The organism is Streptomyces sp. NPDC003697 (assembly GCF_053587115.1).
On the sequence record NZ_JBSFNN010000041.1, the window covers coordinates 1 to 17,080 of the forward strand.

Here is a 17,080-nt window from a genome sequence, read left to right on the forward strand (position 1 = left end):
GCCGATCACCGTTATCTCGTCTGCCATGCTGATGAGTGCTGTCCTTCCGTGCGACGCATGAGGGATGGCACGCGCCGGTCGGGCGGGAGGACAAGACTGTGATGGGACCTTTGGCCGGGCTCCTATGAGGTCACAAACGCCCGACCGGCCGCGCGCAGGGCGGCACCACCCGAGTCGGCCGACATGTCATCAACAAGACAGCCTGGGCGTCGGTCAGTCGGCGAGTCAGACCGCCTCGGGCGGCACCACCGACATCCTCACAGTCAGAAGTGGATGTCAAAGGCCCCGGACCACGATCGGTCCGGGGCCTTTGCGCTGGTGCGCCCGGCAGGATTCGAACCTGCGACACCCGCTTTACAGGTCATCTCATTTGGTTGGTTCGGTAGCCTGCCGGTGTGGGGATCGTCGAGCGGCTGGTGCCGGATGAGCTGTGGGAGTTGTTCCAGCGGGTGGTGCCAGAGGCGCCTACTCGCCCGCAAGGTGGAGGCCGGCGTCGGCACGGCGACCGGGAGGTGCTGGCCGCGATCATTTTCGTGGCGACGTCGGGCTGCACGTGGCAGCAACTGCCCTCTGCCTCATTCGGACCTTCGGGTGCCACCGCCCACCGGCGCTTCACGGAGTGGTCGAAGGCCAGGGTATGGGCGAAACTCCACCGCCTGGTCCTCGACGAGCTCGGTGCCCGCGGCCAGCTGGACTGGTCCCGCTGTGCGATCGACTCGGTGAACATGCGGGCCCAGAAAGGGGGAGCTGACAGGCCCGAATCCTGTGGACCGGGGCAAGTACGGCTCGAAGATCCACTTGATCACCGAGCGGTCCGGTCTGCCCCTGTCCGTCGGTATCTCGGGTGCCAACGTCCATGACAGTCAGGCCCTGACCCCGCTCGTGCAGGGGATACCGCCGATCCGGTCCCGGCGCGGCCGACGGCGCCGCAGGCCGGGCAAGCTCCACGGCGACAAGGGCTACGACTACGACCACCTGCGGCGCTGGTTACGCGGCCGCGGCATCACACCACGCATCGCTCGCAAGGGCACGGACTCCGGCCAGCGGCTGGGCCGGCACCGCTGGACCATCGAACGCACCATGGCCTGGGTCGCAGGATGCCGACGTCTACATCGCCGCTACGAGCGCAAAGCCAGTCACTTCCTGGCCTTCACCAGCATTGCCTGCACCCTCATCTGCTACCGCAGACTCACCAAATGAGACGACTTGTTAGGAGGGAGGCTGGGTGATCTGCGGGCTGAGCTGCGGCTTCGCTGGCCGAGGAAGCAAGCGGCTACTCGACCACGTGGCACCGATGTTGACCGTGGCTGACCCCTGCATCTGGCACGGTTGTGGCACGAACGTCAGCCGGCGACAGTCAGCCGCGACGGCGAGGGTGCCGACCGACAAGGCGCGCATGGTCTCGCTGCACCCCCACTAGCCTCCACACTCTGCCAGTGCCGCCGGCCGGAGCAAGGCACGACGGCCGGCGCTATGACGGTGCCTGTGCTCTCAGCTTGGGAAGCTGTGGGCCTTCGCGGTCGGGTTCGCAGTGACCTGGGCGGCGGCCACATCGGCTCCGCTTGCTCTCACCGTGATTCCCCGCGGTTCGTCGCTCGATTTGGTGCGTGTGGTGCGCGCCGTAGAGGGCCGACACCGAACGCAGCCATCTGATGACACATCTGTTGGTGAATCCGGGCGCCCATATGGCTCATTCTTTCGAGGCGAATCACTCATATTAGATTCCCGCAGCCGAGTCTGCGATGTGTGATCACAAACCTCAGACGTGCCGCGATCGCGGCCGCACTCCTCGTCGTGCCCCTCGCGGCACCCACCCCGGCGCATGCGCAGAATCGTTCCGCTGAGCCGAACACCCTCCCGATGACGGCTGCGGTTGACTCCCTCCCCCTCGCGGCGGAGGTGAGGGACGGCTATCAGCGCACGAGCTTCAGGCACTGGAACGCGGGCGAGAACCCTGCCGACGGCTGCAACACCCGAGCGGAGGTGCTCATCTCCGAGGCGATCGTCCCGCCCGAGGTTCTGCCGGGCTGCAAGCTGTCGGGAGGGCTCTGGTGGTCGTACTACGACGCCAGGTGGATGACTCCCGCGTCCACCTTGGACATCGACCACATGGTGCCGCTCGCAGAGGCGTGGGACTCCGGGGCATCGCAATGGACCGCGCAGCGGCGTGAGGCGTACGCGAACGACCTGGGCGCCCAGGCTTCCCTCGTCGCCGTCTCCGCGGCCTCGAACCGGAGCAAGGCCGACCAGGACCCGGCCCAGTGGCTGCCGCCGGCTGTCGACGGCACGTGCCGGTACGCCTCGGAGTGGATCGCCACCAAGCTCCGCTGGGGGCTCACCGTCGACGCCGTCGAACTCGAAGCACTCGTCCAACTCGCGGAAGCGTGCCCAGGCACCACCGTGACCTACGAACCCGCTCCATAGAACTGGCCCCCGCCATCAACAAGGCGGGGGCCCACATGGCTCGTCAGCGACTCGATGCGAACGGTTCTCTCCCTGCACGAGGACACATGCGACCTGGCCTATCGGACCAGTTCCAGCCGTAGTTGAGGATCTTGGTGGGCTGTCACCGACAAGTAGACGAGTGAGGGAAGCCGAAAGGAGTGAGCACTCACTCCTTGACGGAGTGAGTGCTCACTCCGTAGCCTGACGGCCATGACAGCACCCAAGGAGAACCAGACCACCCGCCGCCGCGCCCCCGCGATGACACCGGAGGAGCGCCGCGCGATGATCACCCAGACCGCGATCCCGCTGATCGCCGAGTACGGGGCCGCGGTGACGACCGCGAAGATCGCCCGTGCCGCGGGCATCGGCGAGGGCACGATCTTCCGGGTCTTCGCCGACAAGGACGAGCTGCTGCAAGCTTGCATCGCCGAGGCGCTCTCCCCTGAGCACGCGGTCCGCGAGCTCGACGAGATCGACGTTTCCCAGCCGCTGCCCGACCGGCTCGCGGAGGCGGCCGAGGCTTTGCAGGCGCACATGTCCAGGATGGGTGCGATCCTCGGCTCGCTGGGGCATCGCGGCGGCAAGCACCCCGGCACGGTGCGCGGCGCGGGCCGCGACGAGTCGACGACCCGTATCCGTGCGGCCCTCGCGGAGCTGCTGGAGCCCGACAAGGCCGCCCTGCGCCGGCCGCCGGAGCAGATCGCGGCCCTCTTCTTCGGGCTTCTCTTCACCCAGCCGCGTACAGAGAACGAGCCCGACCTCACCCCGCAGGAGCTGGTGGAGTTCTTCCTGCACGGTGCGCTTTCGGATGGGGCCAAGTGAGCGCACGGAGAAGGCGCCTGGGGGTTACGGCCCTGGCCGTCCTGGCCCCCGTCCTGGTGTGGCTGGTCACGGACCCACTGCTGGGGCACCGGCTGCAGATCCCCTAGCCGGAGGCCCCTCCCCCCGCTGTCGCGGATCATAGCCCCGAGCCGGTCGGCGACGGCCCGGAACTCGGCGTGGACTCTAGTGGCACGCGTGTGGCACGACCCCTGAAACGGCGAAGGGCCAGCCTGGGAGGGAACCCCTCCTGAGCTGGCCCTTCTGGCTGTGCCCCCGGCAGGATTCGAACCTGCGACACCCGCTTTAGGAGTTCGATCCGAGCCTGCTCCGGTTGCTGCCGGCGACTGGTGCAAGGGCCGAACAGAGTCACTGCTGTGTGCCCCCGTGTGGCGTCGCTGATGTCAGCCGTGGATGTCAGAAGCCTTCTGATCCGTAGCCCTAGATAGATCGATCAGTGACGGTCCATACAGGCCGCGCTTCGGGCCTACAAGGACGCTACGGGACGGGACCGGTTGCTGTGGTCGCTGTACTTCGCTCCTGTACCGCCACCTCAGGGCCTCATCCTTATCAGGTCGGTCGGGGGAGTCTTCGGCCTGTGTCAACCCGCTCTGTGCTCCTACTGGTTATCCGCCGAGGTTCGGCATCGCCCACCCTTGTTCGCCCTGTTGGTGTCAAGCGTTGAGGTCAGACATCAACCGGCAGTTTGACGGCCCCCCGGTCAGCAGTAGCGCCTGGGTGAAGGTGCGCTGCGGTCGGACCACTTCTGATCCCTGGGCCTATCGGACCGTCGTGTGCCTGGGCCCAGACGGGGGCTATGTTTCGCGTAGAGGGCTCGCCGCTATCCGTCAAGTCCCGGGATTCCGCGACGTGACGGGATTCGACTGCCGGGACCTACTTGTGAGAATGGGGTTGACGGAGAGCAAATTGCCGCCCGCATCGTCCGGAGCTATCCTGGCGGTGAGATTTACCTGACGTACCCCCCGGGGGAGGTCTGGTGAATTTGCCGGATCGCTCGACAATCCCTCCGCCCTTTCTCACTGGAGGAGAATACCTATGATCCGCACATCCCCTCTTACGATGCTGGCCGCCGCGGCCGCCCTAGCTGCCGGCGGCGCGTTGGTGCCCGCCAGCGCATTCGCCGCCCCGACGCCGTCGCACACCGTAGCCGACAACTGCAGTACCCTCAACCGTGGTTGCGGCCCGTTTGGGCCGGGAAACAACACGCCGCCAAAATCGGATTCCAATATCAATCGCCTTCCCGACTGCATGGGTACCAGCCGTGGTTGTGGCCCGTTTGGGCCGGGAAACAACACGCCGCCAAAATCGGATTCGAATATCAATCGCCTTCCCGACTGCATGGGTACCAGCCGTGGTTGTGGCCCGTTTGAGCCGGGAAACAACACGCCGCCAAAATCGGATCAGAATACCAACCGGCCCGATAGCGGATTTGGCACGACTGCCGGGGACGGCACCGAGTGACTACGCGGTCTGGCTGAGAGCCAAGCCGGCAGCCACGTCGTCGAATTTTCACGGGAGGGCAAACGCGGGCGTTGTCCCCGCCCGCTCCCCAGCTCCCATCCCGTCCGCCGTCGACCCACACACCGTGGAGCGGGCGTGGCCCAGGGCGTCCAGGTGGAGCGCGCCACTGTACGAACGACTGTGAGGATTGCTCACGGCACCGCTCCGCAGCCTGACCCGCCGAGGTTGCGTCCAGGGAAGTGGTGTACGGGTTCGACCTGATCCGGGGGTTTGCTCCGGCCATCGGGATGGCGGCGCATCCGGTACGTGAAGGTCGGCCGGCACGTACGCATCCTCGAGAGTGCCGTCCGCGATTACCTCGCTGCCCACACGGTCGAGCCGGTGAGGCTCCGTCGCGCCGGACTCCGGAGGGCTGCCTGATGGCCAACAAGAAGGGCAGGCGCCGGCGCTTCGGTGCGGTGCGGCAGTACCGGTCCGGCCAGTGGACGGCGTCGTACCTCGGGCCCGATGGCGAGCGCATCCGCTCCGACGGGACGTTCGACACCAAGAAGGATGTGGAGATCTGGCTGTCCCAGGTCGAGGCGGACCTCAGCCGCGGGGACTGGCAGGCTCCCGATATCGGTGCGGTCAACTTCCGCGTCTACGCCGAGAAGTGGGTCGAGGAACGGGAGCTGGCCGTTCGGACCGAGGACCTGTACCGGCACCTCCTGCGGCTGCGCATCCTCCCGACCTTCGGCACGCTCGACCTGGACGAGATCACCGCTCCCCATGTCCGCGAATGGCGGGCCGAGCGGCTCCGCACCACCAAGGCCAGGACCACCGTCGCCAAGGCGTACCGCCTCCTCAAAGGCATCCTTGAGACGGCCCTCACGACGACCTGATCACGCGTAACCCGTGCCGGATAAAAGGGGCGGGCAAGGAGTCGGCCGCTGAGCGGCGCATCGCCACCGTCGCTCAGGTCGGCGCCCTCGCCGAGGCGATCGGCATCTGCTGGCGCCTCATGGTCTACCTCGGCGCGTACGGCCCGATGCGGCCCGAGGAACTGGCCAGCCTGCGCCGCCGGGACGTCGACCTCGACCACATGGTGATCCGTGTCCGCGTCGCCGAACCGGAGCGCACCAACGGCAAGCGCGCTCCCGGCGAGACGAAGTCTGGTGGAGCGGCCAGGGGGGGGTCTACCTGGCCGGCGGTCCGGTCCCCGCCATTCCCCGCGGTTCCCCGCACGATCTGGCACGCGTCTGGCACGGGCGCGGCCGTCTGGCCTGTGCGCCCGCCGCGCCAGCGACCACCGATTTAGGAGTTCGATCGCCCCTCGGCACTGTCGGGTAGGCGCCCGCCCACGCCAGCCGTGCAGGATCGCCTAGGAGCGCTGGTGTCCAGGGTCGTTGATGTCACCTGTGGATGTCAGAACGGTGCAACCGCACGTGCTCGCTGGCACGATGATCCTGTGGTTGACCTGGAGCGCATCAAAGCAGAGAGCATGGCGTACTTCCGATCTCTTGATGAGGGGGCCACCGTGCGGCACCACTTTCGCCATGCCGACGAGGAGGGCGGCTTGTGGTACTTCGAGGCTGTACCCGACCGCGGTGAGTTGATCGCCATCAAGCAGGCCGAGCTGACTCCAGCCGGCCGTCCCCACCGGTACAGCTGGGAGCACCGGAGGACAAGCACGGGTTCCTGACGGACCAGGCGCTCGACCCCGAAGAGGACCCGCTGGAAGCTATCCCGGCCGAAGACTTCCAGCGGGTGTGGACTCAGTGACAGCGTTGGACACCACTTTAGGAGAGAGGCGGGGTGACCTGAGGGCTGAGCTGCGGCTTCGCTGGCCGAGGAAGTGGGCGGCTACTCGGCCGCGGGGCACCAGTGTTGACCGTGGCTGACCCCTGCATCTGGCACGGTTGTGGCACGAACCTCAGCCGACGGCGGCCAGCCACGACGGCGGGTGCGCCGACCGATCAAGCGCGTGTGCCTCGCTGCACCCCCGACCGGCCTTCGCCACGCTGCCGTGCCGTCGACCAGAGCAAGTTGCACCAGCAGAAGCGTGGCAGTGAGACTTTGGCCGACGGCCTCTTCGTCTCGAAGCAACTTGGGGGCTCTACCTCAGGACGGTATGGCGCCTCCGGCATCGACTCCGTCCTACACCGAGGTCTGTTGGCCGCAGACGAGCAGACAGTCATGTTGCATGTGAGCAGCCTCGATGGTCTCTACCCCTCAGGAATCGCAACCTGCTGGAACGTGTCGGCGACCCGGGGTCATGCGTAAACGAGGTGGCTCCAGGGGGCGCGTGGACTACCGTGTAGATATGAGTCGTTGTACAGCCCCGGTCCAGGGTCATCGGACCGCCAGCGGACGTGCGGCGTGCCCCGCCTGCAGCGGTGGAGGCTACGGGTACTCACCTTCCCGGTCTTACTACCCGCCGCCGGCTTACACGTCGCGGAGCAGTAGCCGGGGCAGCGCGACCGGTGGGGGCAGCTCCAGTAGCGGCAGGACGCGGGCGCCTTGGTCACCGAGCACCTCCTCCGTGACTTACACGCCTGCCGAGGTGAAGGGACTGAGTCCTGTTCGCGACGCCGCTGTGTTGCGCGCGCGTCAACAGCCTGACCTTCGCGATGTCTTCCTCTGCCACGCATGGGACGACAGGCGCGGTGCTGCCAAGGAGTTGTGCGACCTGCTGGAAGCAGAGGGTGTGTCGGTCTGGTTCAGCGAGAAGGACATCGTGCTCGGCCAACCGTTCATGCGGGAAATCGACAAGGGCCTGGCGAGGTCGCGTACGGGTCTCGTCCTGGTTACCCCTGCGCTACTGAAACGCCTCGAGCGCGGTGGCGTTTCTGACAAGGAGCTCTCGGAGCTCCTTGCGCGTGACCTGCTGCTCCCTGTCGTGCATGAGACGACCTACGGCGAACTCCGGGACATTAGCCCCTTGCTTGCATCCCGAAATGGGTTGGACACGGCGGATGATTCGATGACAGTAATTGCTACCAAGATCGCCGAGCTGGTCGCCGTTGATGACGACCTGATCGCACCGCCCGCACCGGCGGGCTAGGCATCTGGCGGCGTGTCTGAGCGTCGCTCCACGCCGCCGGCGCCAAGCCGAAGGCACGAGAGTCGGTGTTGCATATGATTATGTACGCGACTCTCAGCGAAGGATGCAGAGACAGTTCTGAATTTCGGTCTTTCTCTAAACTGCCCGATCCCAGGCAATTAGTTGGCCGTTGCCCCCTACGGTCGCTAAATTAAAAAGATCGTCTGGCGAGCCACATAGTATGCTCTCGACTGATTGCACGCTCAGCCGAATTGACATACTCCTGAAAATCTTCCTCGGTGACCACACGCTCTCCTTCGCTAGCGGTCAATGAGAGCTCGGAGGCTGTTAGCGAGTAAGCGCTGGCGCTGGTGCTAAATTGCTTCACCTCCATCCACGCCCCTCCTGAAGCCACTCCTGCAGCGATGATTCCGCCGATATCAAAGGAAGAGATCTTCACTAGCAGTATGAGGGATCCTGTAGCCCCGATGAATTCAAGGAGCAAAAGGAAGGTTCTCCATTGCTTAGCCTTCCGTTGGTTTTGTATCGCTTTATCTTGGTACCACTTTCGTTGGTCTTCGATGCGGCCACCCAAGTAGGCCTTCTGTCGCACTGTCAGCGGCGACGCACGGATTTCGCGCATAGACTGAGTGATCTGTATCGACTCAGTCAGGTGCGCTCCGAACATGTCAGGAGCCTCTCTGCACACCTCACGAAGCTGATCGGTTAGGTATATCTCGGCGGTATCATCCTGAGATGCTCCCTGAAAAGGGGCAGCTCGCATAGCGAACTTCCAGGCCAGCGTTTTCGTGGACTCCGCTACAGCCCTTCCCTTGTACCAGAGCTGTTCAGGTTTGGCGATTAGTAGCGCAATTTCAGCAATCAAAGTCAAAATGAACAGAAGAAGTGAAATGCCAATAAGCATCGTCTGACCGCGTGATGGCAGGAACCTAGCGGCACTGAGCGCAGCTGACATCGCCGCCAAAACCATGCATGCCAAACGAAACCTGGTGTGCCGCATGTAGGATTTCTGGCCGGCTATAGACAAACTGTTGGCTGCTCGATAGGCGCTCGGGAGGTCCTCTTCCCTCAAACCGCACTCTAGTTGCATACTGCATCCCCCTTCTGTCATGCCGGCACGATAGCCCTGGAACCCTTTCCGGGCGGCCAAGTCAGTAAACTTGAGGCCTTATTGTGATCTTGGAAGCGGCGCGCCTCGCACCTCTGCATCATGCACGACAACGGGTCGGTCTACGGCATAGCGGGGCCGTCCACCTTGCAGGAAGCCGGTCCATAGCGTGCTTCTTGAAGCTCTCCACATGCCCGAATTTGCGGCAAGCTGAGACACGAGCCCTTAACCCATGTAGGGTGCGTTATCGACGATCATCCCTAAGGCCGCACCGAGAGTTGCGGAAAGCCTGGGCTATGGAGGCGAGCTGAGATGCCGCGACCTCATTTCAATACTGATTGGTCCTTCGCCCTTCAGGGCGTTATGCGCAATTTGGTCGAAAGTAATTTTCCCAACGAACTGCACAGGTGGCCACTTCTCCAGACATTCGACGTGGAAGTGTATGGGCCGCAGCCCGGAAGTCGGGTCTTCGTCTTTCGCGACAAGGCTCCCAGCAGTGCGCCGCCATCGATTAGTTCGGGTGGCGACGCCATGGAATGGCCGATCGGGGCACCCGCTGTCGGAGCGGTTGACTTATCCACCGACTATCGCAAACTTCTTGGTGACATTCGTACCCATTTCGCATTGCGGGACAAAGATGCGGTGTTCATCATTCCCGAGATGGATGGAGTCAATATTGAGGACGATTGGGCCAACCACTGGCCCGCCCCACTGCATTCGATTTTGGATGCTCAGACGGAGTGCAATATACTGACGCACTTTCACTTCATTAAGGGGCTGAGTGGCGTGGGTAATTTTGCCTTGCCTCCAGGGTATGAGTCTCTAGCTGAGGCTTGCCAGAAGTTTTTTCATGATCATCCGTGTTACGAAAAGAACGTCTTCCTTATGACGCGTTTTGACGCGTCGAACCGATTGCTTGTGGAGCTGGATGTTGAGTTGCGCCGTGTTCTGCGAGCCGCTGGATATGATCCAGTAAGAGCAGATGACAAGGTTTACGTTGCAGATCGGAATCTATGGAACAATGTGTGCACGTACATGCTGTGTTGCAAGCAAGGCGTGGCCATTCTAGAAGATCGCGCAAAAGACGAATTCAATCCGAACGTTGCGCTTGAGTACGGATTTATGCGTGCCCTCAATCGGAACGTTCTGTTGTTTGCCGACGTCGGCTTCAGAAATCTTCGAGCCGACATTATCGGCACGCTGAGAGAGGAATTTGACATCACTGATATCGCCGGGACGGTTGAACCGTCGCTGGAGAGATGGATCCGCGACCTTTGATAAGACGGGAAACCCGTATGGCCCCGGCCGCCTGACCTGGGCCTTCGCTGCTGAGGACTGCGGCTCGCCTGTCACTGTCGGTCCCCATCGGTCGGCCTCGGGCGCCCTTGCACAGCCCAGAGACGGCCCAGGGATGAGGGCACCGCTTCCCTGGCGCGCCGGGCTACGGTGCCCTCGTGACAAGCGTGACGAGGCGCCCCCTCCTCTTCCTCGACGTGGACGGTCCGCTCATACCGTTCGGATCATCGTCCGATCACCCGCAGCCCCCTGCTGTCTCCTCCGCAGCGTCCCCCGATCAAGGGAATCCGCTGCTGACGCGGCTCGATCCGGGGATCGGATCGTGTCTCATGACCCTGGACTGCGATCTCGTGTGGGCAACGACCTGGCTGGAAGAGGCCAACGAGGTGGTCTCCCCACGCATCGGACTGCCAAGGCTGCCGGTAGTGGAGTGGCCTACCTCCTGCTCAGACGAAGGCCCGCGCGGCCTGCACTGGAAGACCCGCCCTCTCGTCGAGTGGGCAGGTGGCCGGCCGTTCATCTGGGTCGACGACGAGATCAGCGCCATGGACCACCTCTGGGTCGCTGCCCAACATCCTGGGCCCTCGCTGCTTCATCGCGTCGACCCGACCAAAGGTCTCATGGATGCCGACTTCTCCGCGCTCGCCGTTTGGCTCCGTGCCGCTGCGCCGAGCTGAGCCACAAGACCAGGCGATTAGAAGATGCGGGCACATGGTGGTGTCGCGGTGAGCCAACACGCCGCCGGCATTGTGCCGGGCTGCTGAGTGCCGCTGGCGTCCGCCGTCGTTGCCGTCACTGCCATCGGCGGTAACGGCGTCCGACCACCGCATTCACGTTCCCCGTTTGGAGTGTCAGGAGCTGCGCATTCCATCGGTACACGCGATGATCGCCGCGAGAGAGGCGCACTTCTTCGCGATCGAGGTCTTGAGACGCATGAACACGAGTGGATCGCCTTCCAGGAGCCATCAAGATTCTTCAGGTACGGGTAGGCGTTTTTGGAAGGAGTGGAATTGGCTAGAAAAGACGCTTGGATCCTTAGCTGCACTCTGCGGGGTGATTGCTGGATTCTATGCCGGAGTCCATTGGATGGTGTCTCACTTCACACAGCAAAGCCCACTGGAGAAGGAGCAATCGCTCGTTGTGCAATTGCATCCAGGGGAACGGTTTGACAGGCTCACTCAAATTATGGGAGAAGAGCCAAATTACAGCCTTCCTGTCGGTTCCGGTGCCACCGTTTATCAGTACGACCGGAAATGGGAAAGTATTCAACTGATCACTGATCGAACGAAATATGTGAAGGCGGTGGTGGTTTATGCGCACAGCGGAAAATTCCAACCCAGCTTCGATGTGGGCGGCAATAAAGTAACTCTCAATCGGACGCCTATTCAGCAACTGAGCCGCCCTGATTCCGGCTTCGGCCATCCCGGGTTCGTGTTCGGATTTTGCGCCGCGCACGCCGTCTACTACTTCGAGGGGTACCCGTTCCTTCCAAATGCGGCTGGTGGGGGTAGCTTTGCAGTTGGGGCTACGCACATATATTCCGGCGATCCAGATGTGAAGGTTTGCATGACATTGGACAAATTGAATTGCCCTGATGATTTTCAGCCTTCCTTCACTGTTCAAGGTGACCATGCAAAATGCATCGACACGCCTAAAGCTGTGCAGCTGAGGAGTGAAGTCGATGTATCGACAATCGTTCTTTCTACGGAGTCGGAACTGGACTCCGATATGTTCACATTGCCGCACATCGTCGCCCGAGGTAACTACGACTAATACCCCCATCTGTAGATCGTGATCTCGCTCGTGCGGTGTGACTGGACGCCCACATCTGTCGATAGCCCTATACTCCGGCCATGCCGATCAAGCTGCGGTCCGCAGGCTCCGCTGAGGATCAGCTGTCGATCATCGATGCCTTGATTGCTCTGCCGTTTCCCGGACAGAAAGGCCTGTGGGAGACGCAATTCGAATGGTGCGGCCCAGGTGTCACATTGCTGCTTTCCGGCGGAGTCGGGACTTCTGGGACGTTCCTGATCCGGAGACGGTCACGGCGGCCGAGGAGGAATTAGAGGCGGACCTCACCGCAATGGTCACGGTGCTGGCTGGGCGTTGGGGCAGTCCGACCGTGGTCGATCTGTGGCCCTATCTCGGGCTCGACAAACCGGACTACCCAGACATGAAGGCGCCCGAGCGCCTGGGCTCCCTATGCCACCTTGCTGGGAGCATGCAGATGTGGCAGGTGCCGTCTACTGGTCGCCGGCTCGGGCTCACCATCGGCCAAGTCGACCGAGAGCTCCCCTTCGAACTGCTCGCCGCGGTCGGCGAGGCCTTCACGCTTCCGAAGTGAGCCGCGGGACTGCCTGCCCTTGGGTCGGGCACACGGGGCACGTACAGCCCTCTATCGCTCTCCTGCAGTCCAGCTGCTGTCTGAGTCGGCGGTGAACTCCTAGGCCCTCAACGTCTGGGTGGGCGTAGTGGATCGGTCGCCGTCGCCTTGGCTGGGCGCGGACTCTGTCAGGCTTGAGGATGATCAGTCAGCCTTTGGGGTAGTTCGCCAGGGCGCACTGCAGGTCGCGCTTCCCCTAGTGGCATTTTGCGGCTACCACGGGATGCTGGTGAGCGAGGAAGACCTCGATGTCGTACGTGCGTGCGACATTCCCTACCACCCCAGCTCCCATCCCGTACGCCGTCGACCCACACACCGTGGAGCGGGCGTGGTTCCTGGCGTCCAGGTGGAGCGCGCCACTGTACGAACGACCTGGACGCCAGGGGCCGCGTCTGCTCGGCTCTGCCTGGGTCGATGGTGTGCGGGATGGGAGCCCCCAGCATCCATCACGACGGCCCCGCGGTCGGCGATGGCGCCCCCTCCATCCCGGTGCCGGCCGATCCCCCGCCGGAGGCACTGTTCTGACCGTCGCGTATGCGGTGATCGACTCATGGCAACCGGCCCTATCCACCAGTGGGCGCGTGTCGGCGCAGCGCGGGCGGAGCGGGCCGAAGGCAGGAGCGGCGCCCGCAGCGGAGCCGGGAAGCGCGCCCGGCGGAGCGGAGCGCAGCCGGGGCTTGAACCAGTAGGGAGAGTTTGAATCACGCTCGTTCTTCTGGACGTGTCTTGTCTCGGTTGATGCTGCTCTCGTCCCTGATGGCTGCTGGCTAGTGGTGTAGAACCCTGGGGTATGGGGAGTGAACGGCGGGCGCGGATGCAGACCCTTGGGGCGCGTCTTCGTGTGCTGCGTACAGAGGCCGGCCTGACGGGTGCTGTGTTGGCGCAGCGGGCCCGTGTCGGGCAGCCGACCGTGTCCAATGTTGAGACCGGGCGCATGGTTCCGAGCCTCGATGTGCTTGACCGGCTTTCGCGTGCCCTCGACCTCGATGAATCGACCGCCCGTGAGGTGCGCGACCTCCTGGCTGCGGTAGAGGCGGCTGCTGACTCCGGTCAACCGGAAGGCAACGCTCCGGCTGGTACGGCCGTTCATGATGAGGTTCGTGCCGCTCGGCTGGTGCGCTCGTTCCAGTGTGTTGTTCTGTCGGCCATGCTCCAGAGCGCGGAGTACGCCCGGCACGTCTTCGAGAGTGCGCCGGACGCAACGTCTGAGTCGGTCGGCCGGGCTGTCGCTGCCCGTGTGGAGCGACAGAGCCTGCTGTACGAACCGGAGCGGGAGTCCGTATTCGTGCTGACCGAAGCCGTGCTCCGGACGTGGCCGGGGACGCCGGCGCTGATGCTCGCTCAGCTGGACCGTTTGCTGGCTGTCGAGAGCCTGAGCACTGTGCGGTTGGGGGTCATCCCTTGGCGTCGGCCGGTGCCGGTCCTGCCTAGGCATGGGTTCACGTTGTGCGACAGGCGAGCGGTCGTGGTCGAGACGTTCGGCGCTGAGCGGGTGGCGGTCGACTCCGCGGAGGTGGCCGCGTACGAGGAGACGTTCGACCGCTTCGAGCGGGCTGCGGTCTTCGGTGGGGAAGTACGGGAGCTGCTGTTGCAGGTGATGAAGGAGTTCCGCGACTTGGGAGACAGCCTCACCCCTTAGAGGAATAATTCCTGGCAATGCCTGGCCTGTTGGTCGTCCGCAGGAATACTCTGCCGCTCGGGTGTCTAGCCCCCTAGACGACGGTGAGGAGTCTCCTATGCGGTCCAAGTGGTGCCGTGCGTTTCCCGGTGTGGCCGAGGAGGTGGCGCATGCCCGTCACTTCGTCGCTGCCCTACTCGACGGGCGCGGCCCTGTCGACGATGCCGTCCTGGTAGTGAGCGAGCTGGCGACCAATGCCGTGCGGCACTCGCTGAGCGGGTCGGCCGGCGGCTGGTTCCTCGTGATCATCTGCTTCGGCGACGGCCTCGTGCGTATCGAGGTGGTCGACCAGGGCGGCGAGCGCGTGCCGCATCTGTGTGACGTGACCAGCCAGGAAGAAAGCGGGCGCGGGCTGCTGCTGATCGCGTCCTGCGCCAAGGACTGGGGTGTGAAGAACTGGCCCGACGGGCGTTCCGTTTGGGCTGACCTGACATGGGAGGGTGCGTGACCGCGCCCTGCCTGACGGCGGTCGGTGATCACCCTGCGGGCAGTCGCAGGTGAGCCCCCGGGGCGTGCCTCGGCGGCGGTCCCGGTTCTTCGTGATCGGCGTTCATACAGGGCGGCGCCTCCCGCCCATTCCGTCTAGGGCCCTAGACTCCTGGGTACTTCTAGGAGGTGCGGTCATGTCGGACGAGCTGCAGCGGATCACGGCGATCGATGATCCGTATCTGCTCCTGCGTGAGGTCACGAAGAGGCTGGCCGACGCGCAGCAGGAGGTGACTGAGCTCGCCCGGCTCCGCCGCCGTGTCGTCCAGGACCTCCACGCGCAAGGACTGTCCTACGCGCAGATCGCCGAAAAGGCCGGTCTGAGCCGCGGGCGGATTCATCAGATCCGGCACACCGGCCCGGCGCCCGAGGGAGCCTTCCTCGGTGTGGGCGCCGTCACCGTTGTGACTCCGCTGCGGTGGGACGGCGAGAAGAAGCGCCCGGTCGTCGCCATGGCCGACATGAACTCCGGGAAGCGACTGGAGGAGCTGGCCAAGTCCTACGGGCTTGCCGCCAGCTCCGGCCACGTACAGGTGAGTGGTGAGATCGACCTCAACCATGACGGCCTGATCGTCGTCTGCGGACCGGGCATGTCCGAGGTCATGAGGGACCTCTACGCCCAGGACCCGGTACTCGGCTGGGAACATCCGGAGGGCGAACCGTGGGCGCTGGTGGACCGGCGCACCGGCGCGGTGTACCACGCGGGGGCGGACATCGAGCCGCGCCGTCCGCACGACGTCGGATACCTCGGCAGGCTGCCCCGACCGGACGGCAACGGTTCGGTGCTCGCCATCGCCGGAGTCCACACGGCAGGCTCCCTCGGCGTGGTCCACCTGCTCACGTCCGACCTCAACACGCTCTGGGGACAGGTGGGCGAGCGCCACTTCTCCACGCTGGTGAGCGTCGAATACGACCCGGAGACGGACGAGCCGCAATCCGTCGAACTGCTCTGCCCCCTCTACCTGCACGACGAGGAGGCAACGGCGTGAACGTCGCCCTCGGCTCGCAGCCGGCCGACCCGGGGCAGGAGAACGAGGACTTCGCCGCAGTTGCTTTCGGTGCGGCCGTTCTCCTCGACGGCGCCGGCGTGGCTGGTGGGGAGACCGGGTGCGTGCATGGGATCGCCTGGTTCTCCTCCACGCTGGGCGGGCTGCTGCTGGCCGGCATCGCGGCGCACCCCGCCCGGCCGCTCGCCGACTGTCTCGCCGACTCGATCCGAACGGTCCGCTCCCTGCACGAGGACACATGCGACCTGGCCTATCGGGCCAGTCCGACCAGTACGGTCGTCGCTGTCCGGGCCGAGGCGGAAGTACTGGAGTACCTCGTTCTCGGTGACTCGACCCTCCTCCTCGCCGAGACGGACGGGCGGACGACCGCCATCACCGACCAGCGCCTGGACAACGTCGGCAAGCGACTGCGGGGACCGGTCGACACGCTGCCCACCGGTTCGCCTGAACACTCCGTTGCGCTCGCGGAATACCGGGACGCTCTGACCGGCCTGCGTAACCGGCCGGGTGGCTTCTGGATCGCCGGCCCCGACCCGAGGGCGGCCGAGTATGCCCTGACGGGGACTGTCCCGCTGGATTCACTGGCCTCCGTGACGCTGCTGAGCGACGGGGCGACGCGACTCGTGGACAGCTTCGAACTCGCCGACTGGAGCGAGGCGTTGGGCGTCCTCAACTCGTCGGGTCCGGATGGGCTGATCCGCCGCGTGCGCGAAGCCGAGGCCGACGACCCCGATGGCCGGCGCTGGCCGCGGGGCAAGACCCGCGACGATGCGACCGTGCTGCACTGGGTCATGCCTTAGCGCGCCCCACCGGCTCGGGCGCCACGCTTGTATACCCCCCTAGACAGTTGACGGTGTGTCGGTTACGGTAGTCGTCAACCCCCCTAGACAGTTGGGGTGGGTTACCTCCTGGCTGTCTAGGGGGGTATTCAATTCACTCGGCGTCCGTAACGGGCGCCCGACCAAGTGAGGTACGCACACCATGCGCGTCATTCCCGTCGACACTTCGGGCGCCACTCTGCTGGTCACCAAGCTGCCCGAGGTCAAGGTCAAGGACCGGCAGACCGGTGAGGTGGCCGTGGACCCGGTGACCAACGACCGGCTCATGGTCCTGGAGCTGGTGTTCATCGCCGAGGGCGGTTCGGACATGATCAAGGTGACCGTTCCCGAGAAGGGCATCGGTGAGGGTTTGGTGATGGGTACGCCGGTCTTCCTGTCCGGCCTGGTGGCACGGCCCTGGGAAAGCGAGTTCGGCGGCCGCTCCCGGCACGGCATCGCCTACCGGGCAGACGCCGTCATGGTCGGCGCCCCGGCGGCGGCGCGGGGCTGAGCAC

Annotated in this window: 16 protein-coding genes and 2 pseudogenes; 17 read left to right on the top strand and 1 reads right to left on the bottom strand. The window is 64.4% G+C overall.

What is annotated here, in order from left to right:
• Window positions 1-401: 401 nt before the first annotated feature.
• The 8 genes and pseudogenes from ACWDNY_RS17935 (at window position 402) to ACWDNY_RS17970 (ending at window position 7,789) form a co-directional block, all read left to right on the top strand.
• A protein-coding gene (locus tag ACWDNY_RS17935) for an IS5 family transposase (protein ID WP_451646767.1) occupies window positions 402-1,200 on the top strand; the annotation gives its coding sequence in 2 pieces (ribosomal slippage) (window positions 402-734 and window positions 736-1,200; 798 coding nt in all).
• 546 nt (window positions 1,201-1,746) lie between these two features.
• Window positions 1,747-2,424, top strand: a complete 678-nt coding sequence (locus ACWDNY_RS17940) for an HNH endonuclease family protein (RefSeq protein WP_451646717.1) — start codon at window positions 1,747-1,749, stop codon at window positions 2,422-2,424.
• Window positions 2,425-2,655: 231 nt separating this feature from the next.
• Complete coding sequence (locus tag ACWDNY_RS17945) at window positions 2,656-3,267, top strand: TetR/AcrR family transcriptional regulator (RefSeq protein ID WP_451646718.1); 612 nt, start codon at window positions 2,656-2,658, stop codon at window positions 3,265-3,267.
• 1,053 nt (window positions 3,268-4,320) lie between these two features.
• A complete protein-coding gene (locus tag ACWDNY_RS17950; RefSeq protein WP_451646719.1) occupies window positions 4,321-4,746 on the top strand; it encodes a hypothetical protein in 426 nt (141 codons plus the stop codon).
• A gap of 291 nt (window positions 4,747-5,037) precedes the next feature.
• Window positions 5,038-5,166, top strand: a pseudogene (locus ACWDNY_RS17955) (DNA-binding protein); the annotation flags it as partial.
• A pseudogene (locus tag ACWDNY_RS17960) lies at window positions 5,166-5,914 on the top strand (tyrosine-type recombinase/integrase); the annotation flags it as partial. The pseudogenes ACWDNY_RS17955 and ACWDNY_RS17960, both read left to right, overlap by 1 nt.
• A gap of 279 nt (window positions 5,915-6,193) precedes the next feature.
• The gene (locus tag ACWDNY_RS17965) at window positions 6,194-6,427 is read left to right on the top strand and encodes a hypothetical protein (protein WP_451646720.1); all 234 of its coding nucleotides are present in this window, start codon (window positions 6,194-6,196) and stop codon (window positions 6,425-6,427) included.
• Window positions 6,428-7,267: 840 nt separating this feature from the next.
• Window positions 7,268-7,789: a toll/interleukin-1 receptor domain-containing protein gene (locus tag ACWDNY_RS17970; RefSeq protein ID WP_451646721.1), complete on the top strand. Its 522-nt coding sequence runs from the start codon at window positions 7,268-7,270 to the stop codon at window positions 7,787-7,789.
• Between the two features lie 190 nt (window positions 7,790-7,979).
• On the opposite strand, the gene ACWDNY_RS17975 is transcribed toward ACWDNY_RS17970, so the two are convergent.
• A complete protein-coding gene (locus ACWDNY_RS17975) occupies window positions 7,980-8,900 on the bottom strand; it encodes a DUF4231 domain-containing protein (RefSeq protein WP_451646722.1) in 921 nt (306 codons plus the stop codon).
• 309 nt (window positions 8,901-9,209) lie between these two features.
• Here ACWDNY_RS17975 and ACWDNY_RS17980 point away from each other — a divergent pair, with 309 nt between their 5' ends.
• The 9 genes from ACWDNY_RS17980 (at window position 9,210) to ACWDNY_RS18020 (ending at window position 17,076) form a co-directional block, all read left to right on the top strand.
• Entirely contained in the window at window positions 9,210-10,175 is a 966-nt protein-coding gene (locus ACWDNY_RS17980; protein ID WP_451646723.1) for a hypothetical protein, read from the top strand.
• A 176-nt stretch (window positions 10,176-10,351) separates the two neighbouring features.
• A complete protein-coding gene (locus ACWDNY_RS17985) occupies window positions 10,352-10,870 on the top strand; it encodes an HAD domain-containing protein (protein ID WP_451646724.1) in 519 nt (172 codons plus the stop codon).
• Between the two features lie 376 nt (window positions 10,871-11,246).
• Window positions 11,247-11,966: a hypothetical protein gene (locus tag ACWDNY_RS17990; RefSeq protein WP_451646725.1), complete on the top strand. Its 720-nt coding sequence runs from the start codon at window positions 11,247-11,249 to the stop codon at window positions 11,964-11,966.
• Between the two features lie 175 nt (window positions 11,967-12,141).
• Entirely contained in the window at window positions 12,142-12,537 is a 396-nt protein-coding gene (locus tag ACWDNY_RS17995) for a hypothetical protein (RefSeq protein ID WP_451646726.1), read from the top strand.
• An 829-nt stretch (window positions 12,538-13,366) separates the two neighbouring features.
• Window positions 13,367-14,215: a helix-turn-helix domain-containing protein gene (locus ACWDNY_RS18000; RefSeq protein WP_451646727.1), complete on the top strand. Its 849-nt coding sequence runs from the start codon at window positions 13,367-13,369 to the stop codon at window positions 14,213-14,215.
• 97 nt (window positions 14,216-14,312) lie between these two features.
• Window positions 14,313-14,702: an ATP-binding protein gene (locus ACWDNY_RS18005; protein WP_451646728.1), complete on the top strand. Its 390-nt coding sequence runs from the start codon at window positions 14,313-14,315 to the stop codon at window positions 14,700-14,702.
• A 175-nt stretch (window positions 14,703-14,877) separates the two neighbouring features.
• A complete protein-coding gene (locus tag ACWDNY_RS18010) occupies window positions 14,878-15,729 on the top strand; it encodes a sigma factor-like helix-turn-helix DNA-binding protein (protein WP_451646729.1) in 852 nt (283 codons plus the stop codon).
• Window positions 15,726-16,547 carry an integrase gene (locus ACWDNY_RS18015; RefSeq protein ID WP_451646730.1) on the top strand — a complete coding sequence of 274 codons (822 nt, stop codon included), beginning with the start codon at window positions 15,726-15,728 and terminating at the stop codon, window positions 16,545-16,547. The genes ACWDNY_RS18010 and ACWDNY_RS18015 overlap by 4 nt, the downstream gene beginning before the upstream one ends.
• 181 nt (window positions 16,548-16,728) lie before the next feature.
• Window positions 16,729-17,076, top strand: coding sequence for an SCO3933 family regulatory protein (locus ACWDNY_RS18020; protein ID WP_451646731.1), 348 nt, complete (start codon window positions 16,729-16,731; stop codon window positions 17,074-17,076).
• The last annotated feature ends 4 nt before the right edge of the window (window positions 17,077-17,080 follow it).